This window comes from Ancylobacter vacuolatus (genome assembly GCF_030813595.1).
Lineage (GTDB): Bacteria > Pseudomonadota > Alphaproteobacteria > Rhizobiales > Xanthobacteraceae > Ancylobacter > Ancylobacter vacuolatus.
This window is the reverse complement of sequence record NZ_JAUSUH010000003.1, coordinates 263,193-284,819: the sequence shown is the minus strand read 5'-3', so window position 1 is coordinate 284,819 and position 21,627 is coordinate 263,193. Positions and strand designations below refer to the sequence as shown.

The following is a 21,627-nucleotide window of genomic DNA, read 5'->3' as shown; positions in this document are numbered from 1 at the left end:
CGGGCGCCCCATGCCCAATCACCTGATCGACGCGCTGCCGGCCGGCGCCACCCACCCCGCCCGCCGCTTCGCCGAGACGGCGGACGGTGTGGCGCTCACCTATGCCGAGTTTGAGCGGCGAACCGCGCAAGTCGCCAATGCGCTGGTGGCGCTGGGGCTGAAGCCCGGCGACCGGGTGGCGGTGCAGGTGGAAAAGAGCCTGGAGGCGGTGTTCGCCTATCTCGGCACCGTCCGCGCCGGCGGCGTGTTCCTGCCGCTGAACACCGCCTACACCCCGCCGGAGGTGGAGTATTTCCTCGGTGACGCCGAACCGGCGATCTTCGTCTGCGATCCAGCCACTGAGGCGACACTTTCCCCCATCGCCCGCGCGAAGGGCGTGGCGCAGATCGTCACCCTCGACGCGGCCGGGCAGGGCACGCTGCGCGCGGCGGCGGATGCCTGCCGCACCAGCTTCGCGAACGTGCCGCGCGGGCCGGACGACCTCGCCGCGCTGCTCTACACCTCGGGCACGACCGGCCGCTCCAAGGGAGCGATGCTCACCCACGCCAACCTCGCCTCCAACGCGCAGGCGCTGGTGGAGACCTGGCGCTTCACCGCCGATGACGTGCTGATCCACGCGCTGCCGATCTTCCACACCCACGGCCTGTTCGTCGCCATCAACGTGGTCCTGGCGGCCGGCGCGTCGATGATCTTCCTGCCGAAGTTCGACCCGGAGCGGATCCTCTCCCTCATGGGCCGGGCCAGCGTGCTGATGGGGGTGCCGACCTTCTATACCAGACTGCTGAAAGCGCCCGGCCTCACCCGGGAGGCCACGGCCGGCATGCGGCTGTTCATCTCCGGCTCGGCGCCGCTGCTGGCCGAAACGCACCGCGACTGGCGCGCCCGCACCGGCCACGCCATCCTCGAGCGCTACGGCATGACCGAAACCGGCATGAACACCTCCAACCCCTATGCGGACGAGCGCATCGCCGGCACGGTGGGCTTTCCGCTGCCGGGGGTGGAGCTGCGCATCGTTTCCCCGGAGAGTGGGGAGGTGCTCGGCACTGACGAGATCGGCATGATCGAGCTGCGCGGACCGAACGTCTTCAAGGGCTATTGGCGGATGCCGGAAAAGACGGCAGCCGAGTTTCATGACGGCTGGTTCGTCACCGGTGATCTCGGCCGCGTCGGGCCGGCGGGCTATGTCGAGATCGTCGGGCGCGGCAAGGATCTGGTGATCACGGGCGGCTACAATGTCTACCCCAAGGAAATCGAGACCGAGATCGACGCGCTGCCCGGCGTTATCGAGAGCGCGGTGATCGGTCTCCCGCATCCCGATTTCGGCGAGGGGGTGACGGCGGTGGTCGTCGCCCGTCCCGACGCGGCGCTGGACGAACAGGCGGTGCTGGAAGCGCTGGAAGGGCGGCTGGCCCGCTACAAATCCCCCAAGCGCGTCATCTTCCTCGACGACCTCCCCCGCAACACCATGGGCAAGGTGCAGAAGAACCTGCTGCGCGAGCAGTATCAGGGGCTTTACGGGGGGTAGGGGGTGACCGGGTCACGTGCGAAGTCCGTGTCCCGGCCAAGCGGAGCCGGAGCCGGAGCGTGGAGCCGGGACCCAGCGGAAAACTCTTGGACAATTCTTCGCTGCAGCGGGGAGGGGTAGCGCCCTCCCGGTCCCCCTGGGCCCCGGATTGGCGCGGCTTGTCCGGGGAACGGGCCCGGTGTCCCGGACGCCTGCGGCGCGAGCGGACGCCGCCCCCTCACCTGAGCTTGCCGAGCACCTCGATCAGCTCGGCCACCTTGGCGCGCTGGTCGTCGGCGTCGCCGGACGCCATTGCGTGGGCGACGCAATGGCCGAGGTGGTCGCGCAGCACCTCTTCCTCCACCTTCTTCAGCGCCGCCCGCACCGCCGCCACCTGGGTGACGATGTCGATGCAGTAGCGATCCTCCTCGACCATGCGGGAGAGGCCGCGCACCTGGCCCTCAATGCGGCTCAGGCGTCTCTGACAGGCGATGCGTGTGTCGTGCTGCATCCTTGTCATATACCCGCATGGGGTATATATCGCAAGTGTCAGATACCTCGTAGGGGTATGGGAGGGACGCTATGTCGGATCAGGATCACGGCCACGATCACGCGGGGCACGCGCACGCGGCGCCGGCGCCCGGCAAGGCTGCCTCCTGCTGCGGCGGTGCGCATCATGACGCCGCCCCCGCGCCCGCCCATCCGCACGATCCCGGACATCCGCACGCGCACGCCCACACCGCGCCCGCCGCGCACATGGCCAAGGACCCGGTCTGCGGCATGGATGTCGACCCGCACACCGCGACGCTGAAGGCCGAGCACAACGGCGTCACCTATTATTTCTGCGCGCCGGGCTGCCGCACCAAGTTCATCGCCAACCCGGAAAAATACCTCGGCGACAAGGCCCCGGCCGAGCCGGTGCCGGAGGGCACGGAATATACCTGCCCGATGCACCCGGAGATCGTGCAGGTCGGCCCCGGCAGCTGCCCGATCTGCGGCATGGCGCTGGAGCCGATGCTGGTCAGCCTCGACGACGGCCCGAACCACGAACTCCTCGACATGACCCGGAGGTTCTGGATCGGCCTTGCCCTCACCGTGCCGGTGTTCGCGCTGGAGATGGGCGCGCATCTGGTGCCGGCGCTGCATCACCTGGTGCCGCCCGTCACCTCGGCCTGGATCCAGCTGGCGCTGGCGACGCCGGTCGTGCTCTGGGCGGGATGGCCGTTCTTCGTGCGCGGCGCGCAGTCGGTGGCGACGCGCAACCTCAACATGTTCACGCTGATCGCGCTCGGCACCGGCGTCGCCTATCTCTACAGCCTCATCGCCGTGCTGGCGCCCGGCCTGTTCCCGCCCGCCTTCCGCGGCGCGGATGGGGCGGTGGCGGTCTATTTCGAATCGGCGGCCGTCATCACCGTGCTGGTGCTGCTCGGCCAGGTGCTGGAGCTGCGCGCCCGCGAGCAGACCTCCGGCGCCATCCGCGCGCTGCTCGATCTCGCGCCGAAGACCGCCCGCCGCCTCAGTGCCGATGGCAGCGAGGCGGAGGTGCCGCTGGCCGATATCGTCGTGGGCGATCATCTGCGCGTGCGCCCGGGCGAGAAGGTGCCGGTCGACGGCACAGTGCTTGAGGGCCGCTCGGCGCTCGATGAATCGCTGGTCACGGGCGAATCCATGCCGGTCAGCAAGGGGGAGGGCGACGCGGTGATCGGCGGCACGCTCAACCGTTCCGGCGGGCTGGTCATCACGGCGGCCAAGGTCGGCCGCGACACGCTGCTCGCCCGCATCGTGCAGATGGTGGCGCAGGCGCAGCGCTCGCGCGCCCCGATCCAGCGGCTGGCCGATCGCATCGCCGGCTGGTTCGTGCCGCTGGTGGTGGCCTGCGCGGTGCTCGCCTTTGCCGCCTGGGCGATGGTGGGGCCGGAGCCGCGCCTCGCCCATGCGCTGATCGCCGCCGTGGCGGTGCTGATCATCGCCTGCCCCTGCGCGCTGGGCCTCGCCACGCCGATGTCGATCATGGTCGGGGTCGGGCGCGGGGCGCAGATGGGCCTCTTGGTGAAAAACGCCGAGGTGCTGGAGCGGATGGAAAAGGTCGACACGCTGGTGGTCGACAAGACGGGCACGCTCACGGAAGGGCGCCCCTCCGTCACGGCCATCGTGACCATGGAGGGGTTCACGGAGGACGAGGCGCTGCGCCTGGCCGCCGCCGTCGAGCGCCCCTCCGAGCATCCGCTCGCCCATGCGATCCTCACGGCGGCAGAGGGGCGCGGGCTCGACATCCCCAAGGTGCGCGGCTTTGATTCACCGGCCGGCAAGGGCGCCTATGGGCTCATTGAGGGCAAGCGCGTCGTCATCGGCAGCGCGGCGTTTCTCTCCGAACTCGGCATCGACCCCGCGCCGCTCCAGTCGCGCGCGGACGCGCTGCGCCGCGAGGGCGCCAGCGTGGTGCTGCTCGCCATCAATGGCAAGCTCGCCGCCGCGCTGGCCATAGCCGATCCGGTGAAGGCGACGACGCCGGCCGCGCTCGCCGCGCTGGCGAAGGAGGGCATCCGCGTTGTCATGCTCACCGGCGACAACGCGGTGACGGCGCAGGCGGTAGCCCGCCGGCTCGGCATCACCGAGGTCGAGGCCGAGGTGGCGCCGGAGGACAAGGCGGCGGTGGTGGAGCGGCTGAAGGCGCAAGGGCGCATCGTCGCCATGGCCGGCGACGGGGTGAACGACGCGCCGGCTCTCGCTGTGGCCGATGTCGGCATCGCCATGGGCTCGGGCACCGATGTCGCCATTGAGAGCGCCGGGGTGACGCTGCTGCATGGCGATCTCTCCGGCATCGTCACCGCCCGGCATTTGTCGCAGGCAACCATGCGCAACATCCGGCAGAACCTGTTCTTCGCCTTCCTCTACAATGGCGCCGGCGTGCCGATCGCGGCGGGCGTGCTCTACCCCGTCTTCGGCCTGCTGCTCTCACCGATGGTGGCGGCGCTCGCCATGGCGCTGTCCTCGGTCAGCGTCATCAGCAACGCGCTGCGGCTGCGGTCGGTGAAGCTGTAGCGGCGCCCCCGCCGCAGATCGCCCCCCTCATCCCCGGGCCAGCCGCCCGCCCCGTTCCCCGGACGAGCGCGCAGGGACCCAGCGCAAAACCCTTCGGCAATCCCTCAGCGGCGCCCGCGCGCCCGGTCCCCCTTGGCCCCGGATCGGCGCCGCGCGAGCGCGGCTTGTCCGGGGAACAGAGGTCAGAATCAAGACGCACCCATGTCCCGGCGCGCCTTCCTCTGGCGCTGCCGGCGTCCGGGACATGGGCGAATGTCGCCCCCGCACTTGCGGCCTCTCCTAATTCGTAATAAACGAAGTTACATGAAACGCGACAGCCGCCTCTCCTCGGTCCTGCACGCCCTCGTGCACATGGCGGAGCGCGAGGGGCCGATGACCTCCGAAGAACTCGCCGCCTGCATGCACACCCATCCGGTGGTGGTTCGCCGCACCATGGGGCTGCTGCGCGAAGCCGGGCTGGTGCGCTCGGCGCGGGGGCCGCAGGGCGGCTGGCGGATCAGCGCCGATCTCGGCACGGTGACGCTGCGCCAGCTGCACGAAACGCTGGGCGAGCCCGCCATCTTCGCCATCGGCAACCGGCAGGACATGCCGGGCTGCCTCGTCGAGCAGGCGGTCAATGCCGCGCTGGACGACGCCTTCACTGAAGCCGAGGCGCTGCTGCTCACCCGTCTCGGCCAGATCACCCTGGCGGACCTCGCCGCCGATTTCAGCCGTCGCCATGCCGGGCGTCGCGAAGGGAGCACCTGATATGCATGATGTCATCGTCGTCGGCGGCGCCTATGCCGGCATGGCCGCCGCGCTCCAGCTTCTGCGCGCCCGGCGCCGGGTGCTGGTCATCGATGCCGGCCTGCGCCGCAACCGCTTCTCCCACGCCTCGCACGGGCTGCTCGGGCAGGACGGGGTCGACCCGGCCGAACTCGCCCGCACCGCGCGCCGCCAGCTCGAGGCCTATCCGACGCTGGAATGGATCGACGGCGAGGCGCAAAGCGCGGCCGGCGCGAAGGATGCTTTCACCGTCAGCACCGCCTCCGGCGCCGTTCATCGCGGCCGGCGCCTGCTGTTCGCGCTTGGCGTCAGCGACGAGCTTCCCGCCATCGAAGGTCTGGCCGAGCGCTGGGGGCGCAGCGTGTTCCACTGCCCCTATTGCGACGGCTACGAGCTTGATCGCGGGGCCATTGGCGTTCTCGCCACCGGGCCGATGTCGGTGCATCAGGCGCGGATGGTGAAGGAATGGGGCAAGGTCACCCTGTTCACCAATGCCAGCTTCACCCCGGATGAGGCGACCCGGGCCACCCTCGCGCAGGAAGCCATCGCGCTGGAGGAAACGCCGCTGGCGCGGCTGGAGGGGCATGCGGACGTTGTGCTGGCCGATGGCCGCCGGCTCGCCTTCGCCGGCCTGTTCACTGCCCCGCGCAACCGGCCGTCCTCAAAGCTGGCCGAGGGGCTTGGCTGCGCGCTGGAAGAGACGCCCTTCGGCACCCAGATCGGCACGAGTGAGGCGAAGGAAACCAGCATTCCCGGCGCCTTCGCCTGCGGCGATGCCGCGCGCGTGCCGCACTCGCTCACCCTCGCCATCGCCGATGGCGCTTGGGCCGGCATGCATCTTCACCGCTCGCTGGTGTTCTGAGCCGCCGTCCCGCCGCCTGGGTCCCGGCGCGCCTTCCGCTGACGCTCAGGCGTCCGGGACATGGGCGGGCTGGGGTCAGTATCGAGCGGTTCGGGTGGCGCAAAGGCCAGCATCGGCCGGGGCCCGTAGGCCGCGACGGCCCGAGTTTTCCCCATGCGGGCCGGGCCCGACATGCGCGCGGGCCCGTCATTTGCTTAAATGGGAGGCTCATCGGCTTCGCCCTGATGCCGCAACGTCAGCGGCTGGGGCGCGGGAGGGGCTCTAGATGTTTCGACCTTTCATCATCAATCCGCCCGTCTTTTTCGGGTCCGTCCTCATAATCGTTCTGTTTCTTGCCGTCGGCGTGATTGTCCCGGAAGAGGCGAGCGCGATTTTCGGGAGGCTCCAGAGCCGGATATTGGCGGGGTTCGGCTGGTTTTACCTGTTGTCGGTCGGCATTTTCCTCGCGGCCGTGCTGCTGCTCTGCCTTGGAGATTTCGGCCGGCTCAAGCTGGGCCCGGACGATTCGACGCCGGATTTCCGGTTCTCGTCCTGGATCGCGATGCTGTTCGCGGCGGGCATGGGCATCGGCCTCATGTTCTACGCTGTCGGCGAACCCATGACCCACTTCATGCAGCCCCCTACCGCAGAACCGCGCTCGATCGCGGCGATGCGCGAGGCGATGTCGGTGACCTTCTTTCACTGGGGGATTCATGCCTGGGCGATTTACGCCGTGGTCGGTCTTTCGCTGGCCTATTTCGGCTATCGCTACAATCTGCCCCTGACCATCCGCTCCGGCCTCTACCCCCTGCTCAAGGAGCGCATCAACGGACCGATCGGCCATGCCGTCGACATCTTCGCGATTGTCGGCACGATGTTCGGCATCGCCACCTCGCTCGGTCTGGGGGTGAGCCAGATCAATGCCGGGCTCAACTATCTCATCGGACTGCCCGTCGGCCCCGAGGTGCAACTGCCGCTGATCGCGGTTATCACCGGCTTCGCGACGGTCTCCGTCGTCACCGGCCTCGACAAGGGCGTGCGGATTCTCTCCGAGCTCAATCTCGTCGTCGCGATCCTGCTTATGCTGTTCGTGCTGGTGATGGGGCCGACCGCGCTCCTGTTCCGCGACTTCGTGCAGAATATCGGGCTCTATCTCGATACGCTGGTGCTTCGCACCTTCAACATCTACGCCTATGAGCCAACGCCCTGGATCGACAGCTGGACGCTGTTCTACTGGGCCTGGTGGATTTCCTGGTCGCCCTTTGTCGGCATGTTCATCGCCCGCATCTCGCGTGGACGCACGGTGCGCGAGTTCGTGGTGGCGGTGCTCTTCATCCCGGCCGGTTTCACCTTCTTCTGGATGACCGTTTTCGGCAACACCGCCATCTTCATCGACACGGGCGTGGCCGCGGGCGAACTCGGTCGCGCTGTGGCGGCGGATGTCTCGGTCGGGCTGTTCCAGTTCTTCGAATATCTGCCATTGCCGGCTGTCACTTCGACGCTGGCCATCCTCCTGATCGCCGTGTTCTTCGTCACCTCGTCGGATTCCGGCTCGCTCGTCGTCGATTCCATCGCGGCCGGCGGCGAGACACAGACGACGACCGGCCAGCGCGTGTTCTGGTGCGTGCTTGAGGGCGCGGTTGCCGCCGGGCTGTTGCTGGCGGGCGGGCTGGGCGCGCTGCAATCGGCCACCATCGCCAGCGCGCTGCCCTTCACCTTCGTCATGCTGGCGCTGGTATGGGCGCTGTTCGTGGGCATGCGGGCCGATCTTGCCCAGCAGCGGGCGCATGCCGGCCAGCCCTTCGCCGTGCCGAGCGCCCCGGCGGCCGGCGTCACCTGGCAGCGCCGGCTCGCGCTGATTCTCCATGCGCCGACGCAAGCCGAGATCGAGCGGTTCATTGCGGCCCAGGTGCGCCCCGCGCTGGAGCAGGTGGCGCAGGAACTGACGCGCCGGGGACGGGTGGCCCAGGTGCACGACGAGGAAAATGGCGCCGTCGCGCTACGCTCCCCGGCCGAGAACGTGCGCGATTTCGTCTACGGCGTCAGCGCCGTCGCCCACCGCCTGCCGACGGTTCTGACGGCGACAGCCGGCAAGCCGGAATACCGCTACGAGGCGCGGACATATTTTTCCAGCGGCGGGCGCGGCTATGATGTGATGGGTATGGCGCCCGACCAGATCATCACCGACGTGCTGGTGCAGTTCGAGCGTTACCTGAACCTTGTCCACTCGCCGGAGACCCAGCTTGTGCAGGCCGCACCGGGGCATGAGGGCGAGGGCTAGGGCCGGGATTGGATCGCGCCAGCCGGCATAGGTGGTTGGCTTCCCCCCGCATAAAAAACCCGCCCCCGGCGTTCGTCCGGAGGCGGGGCGGGAGCCGGAAGGGTCGGCTCCCGGAAGACCCCATACCCTATACTTGGAGCGGAAACGCCGGCCGGGGCGGGGGTTCGGAAAACGGGTGGTGCAGGCACCCCGCCGCGCCGGCGGCGGGATCGGTCTTGAGGCCGCGCGGCAGCGTTGCCCCACGCGGCGGGAGGTTCACTCGGCCGCGAGGCGCAGGAGCGGGGCGGGCGCTTCCACCGGCATCGCGTCCGCCACCTTGGCGGCGATGATCTCGGCGGTGGCGCAGGACAGCGTCCAGCCCAGATGCCCGTGGCCGGTGTTGTAGAACACGCCCGGCTTCTTGCCGGCGGCGACGCGCGGCATCATGTCGGGCATCATCGGCCGCAGCCCGGCCCACGGCACCACGCGCGCGGTGTTGACGCCGGGGAACAGCCGGCGGGTCCAGTCGACCAGCGGCCGGATGCGGTCGGCGCGGATGTCGCGATTCTCGCCGTTGAACTCGGCGGTGCCGGCGACGCGGAAGCGGTCCTTGCCGAGGCGCGAGGTGACGATCTTGGTCTTGTCGTCCAAGAGGCTCACCCACGGCGCCGACGCCTGGCTTTCCTCGTCCTCCAGCATCACCGTGATCGAATAGCCCTTGACGGGATAGATGTTCACCCGGTCGCCGAGCCCGGCGGCAATGGCGCGCGAGCCGATGCCGGCGCACACCACCGCGCCGTCGAAGGACAGCGTCTCGCGGCGGGGCAGCGCGTCCTCGGCATCGGGGGCGACCGAGAAGGTCACGTCCACCCCGGTGCCGCCGGCGCCGGTGCCGGTGTGGGTCACGCGCTCGACGCTGGCCTCGCTGATGAAGCGCACGCCGTTGCGCCGGCACACTTCCGCCAGCCCATAGGTGAATTTGTGGATGTCGCCGGTGGAATCGGAGGGGGTGAAGAAGCCGCCATAGAAATGGCCCTTCAGCGTCGGCTCCAGCGCGCGGATTTCCTCGCCCGTCACCTCGCGCCGCTCCAGCCCGCCCTTGGCATAGAGCGCGGAGACCTTGCGGGCGTTATCCTGGGCTTCCTTGTCGCGGTAGATGTGCAGGATGCCACGCGTCTCGTGGTTGAAGTCGATGCCCTCGCGCTTGGCGATGTCGAACATGTGGTTGCGGGCCTGAAGGGCGAGGCGCGTGGTCTCGACCGTGTTGGCCTCGTAGTTCGGGATATTGGCGAGGAACTCGGCCATCCAGGAATATTTGTGCCAGGAGGGCATGGGGTTCATCAGCAGCGGCGCGTCCGGCGTGAACATCCACTTGATGCCCTTGAGCACGGTGGCCCAGGAATTCCACACTTCGGCATTGGAGGCGGAGAGCTGCCCGCCATTGGCGAAGGAGGTCTCCATCGCCGAATAGCGCTGGCGGTCGATGACGGTGACGTCATAGCCCTTCTGGTGGAGGGCATAGGCGGTGGTGACGCCGGTGATACCGGCACCGATAACGGCGATGTGGCGCATGGGAGGCTCCCGCGCTTGAGGACGACATGGCCCGACGCGCGGTGCCCCGCTTGGCGTCAGCCGGCTGTCCCCATCTGTCGCGGTACCTGAGAGCTCGCCCCGAGACAGACGGCGGCGCCGTCAAACCATCCCGGGCTTCCCCTTCGGTGGGCGTCCTACCCCGGGAAAACCCGGCGCGACGCCTCTCTCCAGATTGTCCTGATCATGCGGTCCGTGGTGCCTGAGAGTTTCCTGGGGGGTTGCTCCGTCGGCGCCGACAATTGTCCGGGAGGGACTGTCGATCTCTCCCGCATGATCACTAGCAGACAGCTATATGCATCGCACAAATGCATGCCTCATTCAAGGGCAGGCACCCCCGCTCGCGCCGAGTTGAGCCTGCGACCTTGGGAGGGGAGGAGGGCGGCTAAGGGGGCGTGTCCCGGACCCCTACAGCGCCGGCGGAAGGCGCTCCGGGCCCCACCTGCTGCTCGGCTAGGACATGAGGGGGGCTGACACTGCTGTCGCCCCTCATCCCCGTCCCTGGACTTGATCCGGGGACCCAGCGCTTCCGCTCGGGCCTCGGCCGAAGGCTGGATGGCCGGGTCGAGCCCGGCCAGGAGGGGGAGCGCACCGTCTCCGCACCCCCCGTCAAATCCCTTCTCACACCTCCGCCGCGTCGAGCCCGAGATCGAGAATCGGGGCGGAATGGGTAATCCAGCCGACCGAGATCAAATCCACCCCGCTCGCGGCGATGGCGCCCACCGTCTCGCGCGAGACCCGGCCCGAGGCCTCGGTGAGCGCCCGGCCGGCCACCAGCGCCACCGCGTCGGCCAGCAGGACGGGCGTCATATTGTCGAGCAGCACCGCGTCCACCCCCTCGGCCATGGCGGCGTCGAGCTGGGCCAGCGTGTCGACCTCGACCTCGATCTTCACCATGTGCCCGGCATGGGCCTTCGCCGCCCGGATCGCCGGCACCACGCCGCCGGCCACGGCGATGTGGTTGTCCTTGATCAGCACCGCGTCATCGAGCCCGAAGCGGTGGTTGGAGCCGCCGCCCGCCCGCACCGCGTGCTTTTCCAGCGCCCGCAGGCCGGGCGTGGTCTTGCGGGTGCAGACGATCTGCGCCTTGCCGTGCTCGCGGGCGATGGCGACCAATCCGGCGGTGGCGGTGGCGATGCCGGACATGCGGCAGGCGATGTTCAGCGCCACCCGCTCGGCGGTGAGGATGGACCGGGCGGAACCGTCGAGCCGCAGCACCACGTCGCCGGGCGCCACTTCCGTGCCGTCGCCGCGCTCGACGCTCACCTTCAGCGAAGGGTCGATCAGGTCGAAGGCGATCACCGCCGCGTCGATGCCGGCGATCACCCCGTGCTGGCGCGAGGCGATCACCGCCTGAAACCGCGCCTGCGCGGGAATGCAGGCGTCCGTCGTCACGTCGCCGGCGCGGCCGAGATCTTCCAGCAGAGCGGCGCGCACGATCGGCTCGACCATCAGGCGGGGGAGGGGGGGGAGGGTCATGGTCAACTCATCCACTTGAGGGCGACATCATCTTGAGGTGCGAGCCCCCGGGTCTTGCCTCCGGCAAGCCCGAAGACAGGCTCCGCGAGCCTCGAAGGATGGTGATCCAGGCTGGCCATCCGTCAAAGTCCGGCGTTGCCGGGCGCCTCAGGATGACGTGGTTCGGGCGAGGAGGCGAAGCGGGCTGTCCTCACGCCACCTGCCGCGCCTCGATCGAGGGCGCGACGCCCGGCGTCTCGTCGAATCGCGTCTCGGAATGGTGGGCCAGCGCCGCCGGGGCGGGGTGGTCGGCGCGGAAATGGCCGCCGCGGCTCTCACAGCGCCGCAGCGCCGCCTCGGTGATCGCCAGCGCCACCAGCGAGAGGTCGCAGCCGTCGCGATCGGCGAGGGTGCCGAGCCGGGCGGCGGCGGCCTCCAGCCCCTCGGCGTCGCGCACCACGCCCACCTGCCGGTCCATCAGCGCGCGGATCTCGGCCCGGGCCGGGGAGCGCGGGCGGGGCACTGAGGGCGCGCGCGCCAGTCCGGGCGCGGCGTCCTCGCCGGCAATGTCCTGCGCGATCCAGTGCGCATAGGCCAGCGCCTCCAGCAGCGAATTGCTGGCGAGCCGGTTGGCGCCGTGCAGCCCGGTGGAGGCGACCTCGCCGCAGGCCCACAGGCCCGGCACGCTGCTCCGCCCGGCGCCATCCACCCATATCCCGCCCATATGATAATGCGCCGCCGGCCGCACCGGGATCGGCGCCCGCGCCGGGTCCAGCCCGTGGGCGCGGCACAGCGCGACCACGCCGGGAAAGCGCGTCTCGATGTCCTTCATCCGGGCGTCCAGCACCACGCTCTCGCCGGCGGCGATCTGGGCGAAGATCGCGCGGGCCACCACGTCGCGCGGGGCGAGTTCCTGCCCCGGCACCTCGGCCATGAAGCGCTCGCCGCGACTGTTGAACAGCCGGGCGCCTTCCCCGCGCAGCGCCTCGGTGGCGAGCGGCATTGGCGCAGGCCCGCCCGAGGCGGCCCGTTCGGGGGCTCCGCCCACCGCCATGGCGGTGGGGTGGAACTGCACGAACTCCATGTCGCGCAGCACCGCCCCCACCCGCGCCGCCAAAGCGAGGCCGGAGCCGACCGCGCCGAGCGGGTTTGTGGTGGCGCCATAGAGCCCGCCGAGCCCGCCGGTGGCGAGCACCACCGCGCGCGCGGCGAGGGTGAGCGTGCGGCCCTCGCGGTCGCGGGCGGCGATGCCGGCGATGCGGCCATGGGCGTCGGTGAGCAGTTCGCCCGCCCGCCAGCCCTCCATCACGGTGATTGACGGGCAGGCGCGGGCGGCGCGGGTCAGCGTCTCCAGCACCACGCGGCCGGTACCGTCGCCTTCGGCATGGACGATGCGCCGGCGCGCATGCGCGGCCTCCAGCCCCAGAGCGAGGCTGCCATTGGGGTTGCGGTCGAACGGGGTGCCGAGCCCGACCAGCCAGTCGATGGCGCCCGGCCCAGCGGCCGCCACGCGGCGCGCCACCAGCGGCTCGGACAGGCCCGCCCCGGCGGCCAGCGTGTCGATGGCGTGCAGATCCGGCCGGTCATCGGCGCCGAGCGCGGCGGCGATGCCGCCCTGCGCCCAGCCGGTGGCGGCCTCCGCCCCAAGCGGTGAGGCGACGACCAGCGTGACGGGGAGCGGCGCCAGCCGCAGCGCGGTGGCAAGACCGGCCACCCCGCCGCCGACCACGACGATGTTCTCACGCGAATGGCTCACAGGCGGACCCTTCCGAGATGCGTTCAGCGGGCGAGAAGCGTTCAGCGAAGTGCGTTCAGCTGATCGCCAGCATGCGCTCGACGGCGAGGCGGGCTCGGCCGGCGATGGTCGGGTCGATCTCGACCTGCGTCGTCATCGTCTCCAGCGCCCGGCGGATGTTCGGCAGCGTGATGCGGCGCATATGCGGGCAGAGATTGCACGGGCGCACGAACTCGATGTCGGGATGGTTCACCGCCACATTGTCGGCCATCGAGCATTCGGTGATCAGCACCACCCGCGCCGGCTTCTCGTCGCGCACATAATCGGCCATGCCGGCGGTGGAGCCGGCATAATCGGCCTCCGCCACCACCTCGGGCGGGCATTCGGGATGCGCCAGCACCACAACGCCGGGGTGGTTCTCGCGCAGATCGCGAATATCCTGCGGGGTGAAGCGCTCATGCACCTCGCAATGGCCCTTCCAGGCGATCAGCTCCAGCTCGGGCACCAGCTTCTGCACATTCTGCGCGAGGAACTCGTCGGGCAGCATCAGGATGCGGCTGACGCCCCATTCCTTCGCCACCGCCCGCACCACCTTCACCGCGTTGCCGGACGTGCAGCAATAATCGCTCTCGGCCTTCACCTCGGCCGAGGTGTTGACATAGGTGACGACGGGCACGCCGGGATAGCGTTCTTTCAGCAGGCGGATATCGGCGGCGGTGATGCTGTCGGCCAGCGAACAGCCCGCGCCCATGTCGGGCATCAGCACGGTCTTGGACGGGTTCAGCAGCTTGGCGGTCTCGGCCATGAAATGCACGCCGGCCATGACGATGACATCGGCATCCACCGTCACCGCCTCGCGGGCGAGGGCGAGCGAATCCCCGACAATGTCGGCCACCGTGTTGAAGATTTCAGGCGCCTGGTAGTTGTGGCCGAGCACGACGGCGTTGCGCTCGCGCTTCAGCCGCTCGATCGCCTCGACCTCGCGGGCGATCAGCGGCCATTCCGCCGGGGTGATGTGCTTGGCCACCCGCGCATAGAGATGCGGCAGCGCCGGCGCGGCAGGCCGCTCGTCGGGCAGGCGCGGGACAAACGCCTCGGGGCGGTCGGCAAGCGCACGGTCGGCATGGGCAGCGACGTCGAAGTCCAGCATCGCGTCCTCCATTATGCTCGTTTTGAGTATAACTCAGGCCAAAGAAGACCGGGCAGCAGGGCCCGGCGGATCGTCGTTATGCTAGGACTGAGTATAAGTCGCTGTCAACACTTCGTCACAAATCGGGCGATATGGGATTTGGATCGGTGAGGTAACGCATGACGCTCGAAATCGACTCCGCCCGCCTGGCCGATGAAGGCGCGGTGGTCGCTCTCTGGCAGGCCTGCGGGCTCACGGTTCCCTATAATGACCCGGCGGCGGATTTCCGCTTCGCGCGCGGTGGCGCCAATTCGGACGTGCTGGTGGCACGCCTTGAAGGCGGCCGCGTCTGCGCCTCAGCCATGGTCGGCCATGACGGGCACCGGGGCTGGATTTACTATGTCGCCGTCGATCCGCTGCTCCAGCGCCAGGGCGTCGGCGCGGAGATTGTGAGCGCGGCTGAGGCGTGGCTGAAGGTGCGTGATGTGCCGAAGGTGCAGCTTCTGGTGCGCGAGACCAACACGGCGGTCGTCGCCTTCTACGAAAAGCTCGGCTTCGAGGTCGCCCCGCGCGTGGTGATGTCGAAATGGATCGACGGGCGGGAGTGACCCTCACCGCCGCCCGAAGCCGCCGGGCAACCGCACCCCCGGCGCCGGGCGCTCCAGCAGCACCTCGCGGCGGAAGCGCACCAGCCTCGCGGGGCGCCCGCCGGTCTCGCTCGTCGTCTCGCCGGTCTCTTCCACAAGGCGCTGCTGCTCCACCAGCCGGCGGAAATTCTGCTTGTGCAGCCGCGAGCCGGACAGCGCCTCCACCGCCTGCTGCAGCTGGCCGAGCGAGAAGCTCGGCGGCATCAGCTCGAACACCACGGGGCGGTATTTGATCTTGCCGCGCAGCCGGGCGATGGCGAGCGCCAGCATGCGGCGGTGATCCTCGCGCATTTCAGTGCCGGAGGGGACGGCGGCGACGCGGTCGGAGCCCCGCTCGCGCAGCGCCTCGCCCACGAGGCCGGCCTCATAGAGTAGTTCGTAGCGCTCCAGCACCCGCTCCTCGTTCCAGCCCGCCTCATGGCCGCCGGCGCCGCCGAAGCCCAGCGCGATGCGCTCGGCGCGCCGCTCGCTCAGCCGTCCCTGCGCCGCGCCCGCCGCCCAGGCGCGCAGGCCGTGTTCCAGCGTGTCGAGCACGGCGGGCCGCCCGCCGCGCCAGTCCTCCCAGGGAAAATAGCGGTACCAGCTCTGCCACGCCGCATCGGTGTCGCCGGCCGGCCGGGCCTCGCGCACCAAAGCGAGATAGGCCAGCGAGAGCGCGCGGGTGCCGTCCTCGCCACGGTCGCGGTCGCCGAACGTGTAGAGCTGCTCGACATAGCCCAGCTCCTGCAGCGTCTGCCGCTCCACCCAGCTGCGCAGGCCCATTTCCAGCGTGCGGTGGCCGCGCTCCAGCGGGCCGGAGGGCAGCGAATCGCGCCCGTCGCCATGGCGGAGCGTCAGCACCTTGGGGTCGTCGCCCGTCACCGCCACGATCACCGCCGACAGGCCGATCGCCAGAGCCGGCTCCGGCGCGTGGGAGGGGGCGGCGGTCGTGCGCGCGTCTGGGCTCGGCGTGGTCGGCATCGGGTTCCGGGCGGTGGGGACGTCGTGGCCCACATTAGCACGGAAGCGGCGGCGCCGCTGCGCCGGCAACTCTTGCGCCGGCGGCGCGGGAGTGGCACTCCGGCGGAGGTTGCAACGGAGGCGGATGATGAGCGGCAAGGTGGTTCTTCCCGGCGGAAGCAAGGTTTCGGCGCTTGGCATCGGCACCTGGATGATGGGCGAGCGGCCCGAGGCGCGGGCGGAGGAGACCGAATCGGTGCGCCTCGGCGTCGAGCTCGGCCTCAAGCTGGTCGACACGGCGGAAATGTATGGCGAGGGCGCCTGCGAGCGCTTTCTCGGCGAGGCGCTGGCCGGGCTGCGCGACAAGGTTTTTCTCGTCTCCAAGGTCTACCCGCACAATGCCAGCCGCGCCGGCGTGGTCTCGGCCTGCGAGCGCAGTCTCCGGCGGCTGAAGACCGACCATCTCGATCTCTATCTGCTGCACTGGCGCGGCAGCGTGCCGCTGGCGGAAACCATTATCGGCTTCGAGCAGCTGAAGACCCAGGGCAAGATCCGCGACTGGGGCGTGTCGAATTTCGACACCGACGACATGAACGAGCTGTTCCAAACTCCCGGCGGCGAGGCCTGCGCCACCAACCAGGTGCTGTACAATCTCACACGGCGCGGGCCGGAATGGGACCTGCTGCCCTGGCTGCAGGAACATGAAATGCCGCTGATGGCCTACAGCCCGATCGAGCGCGGCCGGCTGAAGAGCACCGGCGTGCTGGCCGATCTCGCCGCCAAGCACAATGCCCGGCCCTATCAGATCGCGCTCGCCTGGGCGCTGCGCATGCCGGGCAACATTGTCATCCCCAAGGCCTCGCGCGCCGCCCATATGCGCGAGAATGCCGGCGCAAGCGACATTGCGCTCGACGCGGAAGACCTCGCCGCGCTGGACGCCGCCTTCCCGCCGCCGTCGCGCCGGCGGGCGCTGGAAATGCTTTAAGCGACGTCTACGCACCGGCCGCGACGCCGGCCAGCCAGCGGCGAATGATCGTCTCCTCATCGGCTGAGAGGCCGGCGAGGAGGCCGGATTCGAGCCCATAGACCCGCGCCTTGGCCACGGTGAGCCGGGCCTGGCCATCCTGTGTCAGGTCGATCTGCTGAATGCGTCCGTGCACGGCATGAGCGCGACGGGCCACCAGCCCGGCCTTGAGCAGATTGGCGATGATGGTGCTCATCGTCTGCGGCGTCAGCAGAGCGAGGCGGGCGAGGTCCGCCCCGGACGCGGCGGGGTAGGCTTCCAGCATCACCAGAGCCGAGAACTGCGCCGAGGTGAGGTCGAGATCGCCCAGCACGGCTTCCACGCGCTGGCGGTGCACATGCGCCGCCTGGCGCAGCAGATAGCCGAGATGGCCGTCGGCGCCGCGCTTGCCTTCGCCCGGGGCAGGCAATACGGCGTCGGGGGAGTTGCACATTATCAGGGTCCTGATATCATATTCGTACTCTGATAATGCCTCATCGCGCAGGTTCACGCCACCATGACGACCCCTGAAAGCGCCCCGGCGGCGCCGTTCTCCTATGCCGGCTTGCAGGCCGTCGCCCCGGCCGCCACCGCCGCGTTGCGCGCGCTGAGTCAGTCGGTGGATGCCGGCCTCGACAAGGGGCTGGTCGAACTGGTCAAGATCCGGGTGTCGCAGATCAATGGTTGTGCCTTCTGCACGGCGTTTCACATCGCGCTCGCCCGCCGCCTCGGGGTCGATGCGGCGAAGATCGACCTGGTGGCGGTGTGGCGCGACGCCGGCCTGTTCGCGCCCCGCGAGCGGGCGGCGCTGGCCTGGGCGGAGCAGCTTGCCGGCATGGCGGGCGGCCCGATGCCGGAAGACGCGGTGGCGCGGCTCGGCGAGGTTTTCGCGCCTGATGAGGTGGTGCATCTCACCATCGCCATCGCCACCATCAATGCCTGGAACCGCATTGCCGGTGGGCTGCGCTTTCCGCCCCCTTCCTGATCCCCGACAGGGCCGGCACGAAAGGTGAGCGGCGGTTCGCGCTCACGGCGCCGGGCAGGGCACCGCCCGGCGCCGTGCATCGGTGAACAGGTAGCCGGCGACGGCGATCACCACCAGCGCGCCGCCGAACAGCGCCGGCGGGCCGACCCGCTCATCATAGGCCAGCCACACCCAGAGCGGGGAGAGCGCCACGTCGAGCAGCAGCAGCAGGCCGGTCTCGCCGGAGCGTATCTGCCGCCCGCCCATCAGGGTCAGCACATTGGCGAGGCCGGAGGTGAGCACGCCGAGCAGCGCGCACACGAACAGCGCAGTGGCCGAGGGCAGGCCGGGCGACGCCAGCGGCAGCGCGATCCCGGCCGCGATCACGGCGGAGACGAGGCTGATCAGCGTCAGGTCGATCTTTGGGTAGCGCTTGGCCTGCACCAGCAGCCCGCCCCAGCTCAGCGTCATCAGCGCCGCGACCAGGATGCCGGCGCTATCGCCGACCGACACCGCGGCGCCGGCGGTGATGGTGATGCCCACCGCCGCCACCAGCGCCGCCGCGCCGAAGCGCCGGCTCAGCTTCTCGCGCAGCGCTACCAGGCCGAGCAGGGCGGTGACGAAGGGCAGCGTGGCGTAGATCGTCATGACCGTGGCGACCGAGGTCAGCTGCAGCGCGCCGATATAGGAGATGTTGCCGACCACGGCGAGGCCGATGGCGAACAGGCTGGCGCGGGAGGCGCCGGCCCGCAACGCCTGCGCCTTGTCGGCGGTGGCCAGCAGCCAGAACGGCGCGAGCGCCAGCACCGCGAACACCGAGCGCCAGAGGATGATGGTCCACGCATCGAGATCGGCCATCCGCACGAACAGGCCGACAAGGCTCCACAGCAGGGTGGAGAACAGCACCACGGCAAGGCCGGCCGCGCGGGGTGTCAGCAAGGCACGGGACGTGATGGACATGAGGGCCTCTGTGTGTTCCGATCCGACGCATGATAGGGAACAGTAGACCGGTCGTCTAGTATGACGGAAAAGCCATCCACACGCGACAGGATCGTCGCTGCCGGCAGAAAGGCGATGCTGGAGCAGGGCTATGACGGCACCGGCATCGGCCCGCTTCTGGCGTCGGTGGCGGTGCCCAAGGGCTCCTTCTACCATTTCTTCGCCAGCAAGCAGGATTTTGCCGGCGCGGTGCTCGCGTCTTATGCCGGCCAGTATCGCCGGCAGCGGCAGGAGCTGTTCGCCGATGCCAGCCTGAGCCCGCTCACGCGGATCGTGCGGCATCTGGAGCAGGTGGAGCGTGATTCGATGGCGGAGGCGGATGTGGCGGGCTGTCTCTATGGCGTGCTCGCCCAGGCTGCCCCGGCGCTGGATGACGGGCTGCGCGACCAGCTGGCGGCGGTCTTCGCCAGCTGGGAGCAGGATCTCGCCGCGCTCATAGCCGAGGCTCAGAACGCCGGCGAGGTCGATCCGGCGCTCGATCCCGTGGAGATGGCGGCCCATATCATCGACACCTATGAGGGCGCGGTGATCCGGGCGCGGGCTGGCGACGGGCCGGCGGCCTTCGCGCGCCTGCGCAAATTCGCCCTGGCGCTGCTCCGGGGCGGGACTCGCGCGGAAGGGGCGTGAGGCGCGCGTGAGGCACCCTCTCGACAGCCGCCCCGTCGCGACGCTATAAGCGGCAAGTCGCTGATCTTCGCCGCTGATCTTCGCCGCTGATCTTCGCCGTCGATCTTCGCCACCGCCCTGTGCCTCGCCCCTTTCTCCGCCCCGGAACGCCGCCCGTGCCGCATGCCCCGCTGATCCGCCTTGAGAACGTCACCCTCACGCGCGGCGGCCGGGTGGTGCTGGATAATGTCTCGCTTGATATTACCGAGCGCCGGGTCGGGCTGATCGGCACCAATGGCTCGGGCAAGAGTTCGCTGGTGCGCCTTCTCAACGGCCTGCTGGCCGCTGAGAAGGGCCGCGTCACCGTGCATGGCCTCGATGCGGCGACGCAGGCGGGCGAGCTGCCGCGCAAGGTCGGCTTCATCTTCCAGAACCCCGACCATCAGATCATCTTCCCCACCGTGGCGGAGGAGATCGCCTTCAGCCTCGAACAGGCGGGACTGCCGCGCCGGCAGGCGGCAAAGGAGGCGGTGCCGGCACTCGCCCGCTTCGAGCGCGCGCACTGGGCCGAGCGGCCGGTGCACGCGCTTTCGGAAGGGGAAAAGCAGTTCCTCTGCATCATCGCCGTGCTGGTGATGGCGCCCGCGGTGCTCATTCTCGACGAGCCGTTTTCCAGCCTCGATTTGCCGACCCGCCGGCGTCTGGAAACATTGGTCGCAGGGCTGGAGCAACAGGTGATCCTCGTCGCCCATGAGCTCGACGCCTTCACCGACTTCGACCGGGTGATCTGGCTGCATGAGGGGCAGGTGCGCGGCGACGGCCCCCCCGCCGAGATCATCCCCGCCTACCGCGCCTTCGCCGAGGCGCTGGCATGAGCGCGCCGCACCACCCCCGTGTCCCGGGCCAGAGGCGCGGGGCCGGGACACGAGGGGGCGCCCGCCTTCCGTGGCGCTGGGCCGGGAGGCGTGAGGGGCTGACATGATCTCGCTCTATCTCGCCCAGCGCACCTGGCTGCATGGCGTGCCCGCCGGCTGGAAGCTGCTGGCGCTGGCGCTGGTCAGCCTCATCGCCGCGCCGCTCGACAGCCTGCCCCTCATGGCTGGCCTGCTCGTTGCGGTGCTGGCGCTCTATGTCTCGCTGGGCCGGGCGGCGGTGGCGCAGATCGCGCTGCTGCGCCCGCTCTGGCCGCTCTTTCTCATCCTGCTCGCCTTCCATTGGTGGAACGGCGACGTGACCGCCGGCCTCGTCGTGCTGGCCCGCATCCTCGCCATGGTGCTGCTGGCCAATGCGGTGACCATGACCACCCGCATGGACGCGATGATGGACGCGGTCGAGCCGCTGCTCGCCCCGCTCGGCTGGTTCGGCGGGTCGCCGCGCGCGGTGGCGCTTGCCGTGGCGCTGATGATCCGGCTGATCCCGCTGCTGTTCGCGCTGTGGGAGGCGCTGAACGAGTCCTGGCGCGCCCGCACCGGCAAGCGCGGCGGCTGGCGCCTGCTCGCGCCTTTCTGTATCCAGACGCTGAGACTGTCCCACCACACCGCCGAGGCGCTGGCCGCGCGTGGCGGCGCGCCGCGAGGAACCCGCCGATGAAAGACCGCACGCTCGTTCAGGTCGCGCTCTACGCCGCCATCTTCGCCGTGCTCGGCCTGCTGCCGCGCTTCGACCTGCCCTTCGCCGCCGGCGTGCCGATCACCGCCCAGAGCATGGGCGCGATGCTGGCCGGGGTGATGCTCGGTGCCTGGCGCGGGGCGCTGGCCATGGTGCTGCTGCTGTTCGTGGTCGCGCTCGGCGCGCCGCTGCTGGCCGGCGGGCGCGGCGGGCTCGGCGTGTTCTTTTCCCCTTCCGTCGGCTTCTTTTTCGGCTGGATCGCGGTCGCCTTTGTGTCCGGCTGGATCATGCAGGCGCTGCGCAAGGCGCCGGTCTTCCCGGCCGCGCTCCTTGCCGCCGTGTTTGGCGGCGTCGTGGTGATGTATGCCTTCGGCATTGCCGGCATGGCGCTGGTCGGCGGGCTGTCGGTGATGGATGCCACCAAGGCCTGCCTGATCTTCATTCCCGGCGACGCCATCAAGGCGGTGCTGGTGGCGCTGATCGCGCAGACCGTGGCGCGCGGCATGCCGGAAGCGCTGCTCTCGCGCAACGCCTGAG

Annotated in this window: 20 protein-coding genes and 2 riboswitches; of the genes, 12 read left to right on the top strand and 8 right to left on the bottom strand. The window is 69.8% G+C overall.

Features of this window, described 5'->3' with window-relative positions; all coding sequences use genetic code 11:
• The first annotated feature begins 10 nt into the window (after window positions 1–10).
• A complete protein-coding gene (locus J2S76_RS09125; RefSeq protein WP_307059675.1) occupies window positions 11–1,525 on the top strand; it encodes a malonate--CoA ligase in 1,515 nt (504 codons plus the stop codon).
• Window positions 1,526–1,742: 217 nt separating this feature from the next.
• On the opposite strand, the gene J2S76_RS09120 is transcribed toward J2S76_RS09125, so the two are convergent.
• Window positions 1,743–2,015: a metal-sensitive transcriptional regulator gene (locus tag J2S76_RS09120; RefSeq protein WP_307059674.1), complete on the bottom strand. Its 273-nt coding sequence runs from the start codon at window positions 2,013–2,015 to the stop codon at window positions 1,743–1,745.
• A gap of 71 nt (window positions 2,016–2,086) precedes the next feature.
• Between J2S76_RS09120 and J2S76_RS09115 the strand changes: the two genes are divergently transcribed.
• From J2S76_RS09115 to J2S76_RS09100, 4 genes are all read left to right on the top strand, one after another.
• The gene (locus J2S76_RS09115) at window positions 2,087–4,546 is read left to right on the top strand and encodes a heavy metal translocating P-type ATPase (RefSeq protein WP_370874717.1); all 2,460 of its coding nucleotides are present in this window, start codon (window positions 2,087–2,089) and stop codon (window positions 4,544–4,546) included.
• A 303-nt stretch (window positions 4,547–4,849) separates the two neighbouring features.
• Window positions 4,850–5,293, top strand: coding sequence for an Rrf2 family transcriptional regulator (locus tag J2S76_RS09110; protein WP_307059672.1), 444 nt, complete (start codon window positions 4,850–4,852; stop codon window positions 5,291–5,293).
• A 1-nt stretch (window position 5,294) separates the two neighbouring features.
• Entirely contained in the window at window positions 5,295–6,173 is an 879-nt protein-coding gene (locus J2S76_RS09105) for an NAD(P)/FAD-dependent oxidoreductase (protein WP_307059669.1), read from the top strand.
• 265 nt (window positions 6,174–6,438) lie between these two features.
• Entirely contained in the window at window positions 6,439–8,433 is a 1,995-nt protein-coding gene (locus J2S76_RS09100; protein WP_307059667.1) for a BCCT family transporter, read from the top strand.
• Window positions 8,434–8,688: 255 nt separating this feature from the next.
• On the opposite strand, the gene J2S76_RS09095 is transcribed toward J2S76_RS09100, so the two are convergent.
• The 4 genes from J2S76_RS09095 to nadA form a co-directional block, all read right to left on the bottom strand.
• On the bottom strand, window positions 8,689–9,984 hold the full coding sequence (locus tag J2S76_RS09095) for a D-amino acid dehydrogenase (protein WP_307059665.1): 1,296 nt from the start codon (window positions 9,982–9,984) through the stop codon (window positions 8,689–8,691).
• A gap of 70 nt (window positions 9,985–10,054) precedes the next feature.
• Window positions 10,055–10,180: riboswitch (glycine riboswitch) on the bottom strand.
• Between the two features lies 1 nt (window position 10,181).
• A riboswitch (glycine riboswitch) is annotated at window positions 10,182–10,284 on the bottom strand.
• Between the two features lie 339 nt (window positions 10,285–10,623).
• Window positions 10,624–11,481: a carboxylating nicotinate-nucleotide diphosphorylase gene (gene nadC, locus J2S76_RS09090; protein WP_307059663.1), complete on the bottom strand. Its 858-nt coding sequence runs from the start codon at window positions 11,479–11,481 to the stop codon at window positions 10,624–10,626.
• 190 nt (window positions 11,482–11,671) lie between these two features.
• Entirely contained in the window at window positions 11,672–13,216 is a 1,545-nt protein-coding gene (locus J2S76_RS09085; RefSeq protein ID WP_307059661.1) for an L-aspartate oxidase, read from the bottom strand.
• A 55-nt stretch (window positions 13,217–13,271) separates the two neighbouring features.
• Window positions 13,272–14,345 carry a quinolinate synthase NadA gene (nadA, locus tag J2S76_RS09080; protein ID WP_307059659.1) on the bottom strand — a complete coding sequence of 358 codons (1,074 nt, stop codon included), beginning with the start codon at window positions 14,343–14,345 and terminating at the stop codon, window positions 13,272–13,274.
• A gap of 158 nt (window positions 14,346–14,503) precedes the next feature.
• On the opposite strand from nadA, the gene J2S76_RS09075 reads away from it, so the two are divergent.
• Window positions 14,504–14,932, top strand: coding sequence for a GNAT family acetyltransferase (locus J2S76_RS09075; RefSeq protein ID WP_307059657.1), 429 nt, complete (start codon window positions 14,504–14,506; stop codon window positions 14,930–14,932).
• Window positions 14,933–14,935: 3 nt separating this feature from the next.
• On the opposite strand, the gene J2S76_RS09070 is transcribed toward J2S76_RS09075, so the two are convergent.
• Window positions 14,936–15,931 carry an NUDIX hydrolase gene (locus J2S76_RS09070; RefSeq protein ID WP_307059655.1) on the bottom strand — a complete coding sequence of 332 codons (996 nt, stop codon included), beginning with the start codon at window positions 15,929–15,931 and terminating at the stop codon, window positions 14,936–14,938.
• Window positions 15,932–16,058: 127 nt separating this feature from the next.
• Here J2S76_RS09070 and J2S76_RS09065 point away from each other — a divergent pair, with 127 nt between their 5' ends.
• Window positions 16,059–16,895, top strand: coding sequence for an aldo/keto reductase (locus J2S76_RS09065; protein ID WP_307059653.1), 837 nt, complete (start codon window positions 16,059–16,061; stop codon window positions 16,893–16,895).
• A gap of 7 nt (window positions 16,896–16,902) precedes the next feature.
• Here the strand turns inward: J2S76_RS09065 and J2S76_RS09060 are convergent, their stop codons facing one another.
• Window positions 16,903–17,367, bottom strand: coding sequence for a MarR family winged helix-turn-helix transcriptional regulator (locus tag J2S76_RS09060; RefSeq protein ID WP_307059651.1), 465 nt, complete (start codon window positions 17,365–17,367; stop codon window positions 16,903–16,905).
• Between the two features lie 63 nt (window positions 17,368–17,430).
• On the opposite strand from J2S76_RS09060, the gene J2S76_RS09055 reads away from it, so the two are divergent.
• Complete coding sequence (locus tag J2S76_RS09055) at window positions 17,431–17,898, top strand: carboxymuconolactone decarboxylase family protein (RefSeq protein ID WP_307059649.1); 468 nt, start codon at window positions 17,431–17,433, stop codon at window positions 17,896–17,898.
• A 42-nt stretch (window positions 17,899–17,940) separates the two neighbouring features.
• Here the strand turns inward: J2S76_RS09055 and J2S76_RS09050 are convergent, their stop codons facing one another.
• Window positions 17,941–18,837, bottom strand: a complete 897-nt coding sequence (locus J2S76_RS09050; RefSeq protein WP_307059647.1) for a DMT family transporter — start codon at window positions 18,835–18,837, stop codon at window positions 17,941–17,943.
• A gap of 60 nt (window positions 18,838–18,897) precedes the next feature.
• Between J2S76_RS09050 and J2S76_RS09045 the strand changes: the two genes are divergently transcribed.
• From J2S76_RS09045 to J2S76_RS09030, 4 genes are all read left to right on the top strand, one after another.
• Window positions 18,898–19,503 (top strand): TetR/AcrR family transcriptional regulator, encoded by a 606-nt coding sequence (locus J2S76_RS09045; protein ID WP_307059645.1) that lies wholly within the window; start codon window positions 18,898–18,900, stop codon window positions 19,501–19,503.
• Between the two features lie 155 nt (window positions 19,504–19,658).
• Complete coding sequence (locus J2S76_RS09040) at window positions 19,659–20,357, top strand: energy-coupling factor ABC transporter ATP-binding protein (RefSeq protein ID WP_307059643.1); 699 nt, start codon at window positions 19,659–19,661, stop codon at window positions 20,355–20,357.
• Between the two features lie 103 nt (window positions 20,358–20,460).
• Window positions 20,461–21,072, top strand: coding sequence for an energy-coupling factor transporter transmembrane component T family protein (locus tag J2S76_RS09035; protein ID WP_307059641.1), 612 nt, complete (start codon window positions 20,461–20,463; stop codon window positions 21,070–21,072).
• Complete coding sequence (locus tag J2S76_RS09030) at window positions 21,069–21,626, top strand: biotin transporter BioY (protein WP_307059639.1); 558 nt, start codon at window positions 21,069–21,071, stop codon at window positions 21,624–21,626. Before J2S76_RS09035 ends, J2S76_RS09030 begins: the two co-directional genes overlap by 4 nt.
• Window position 21,627 lies beyond the last annotated feature (1 nt).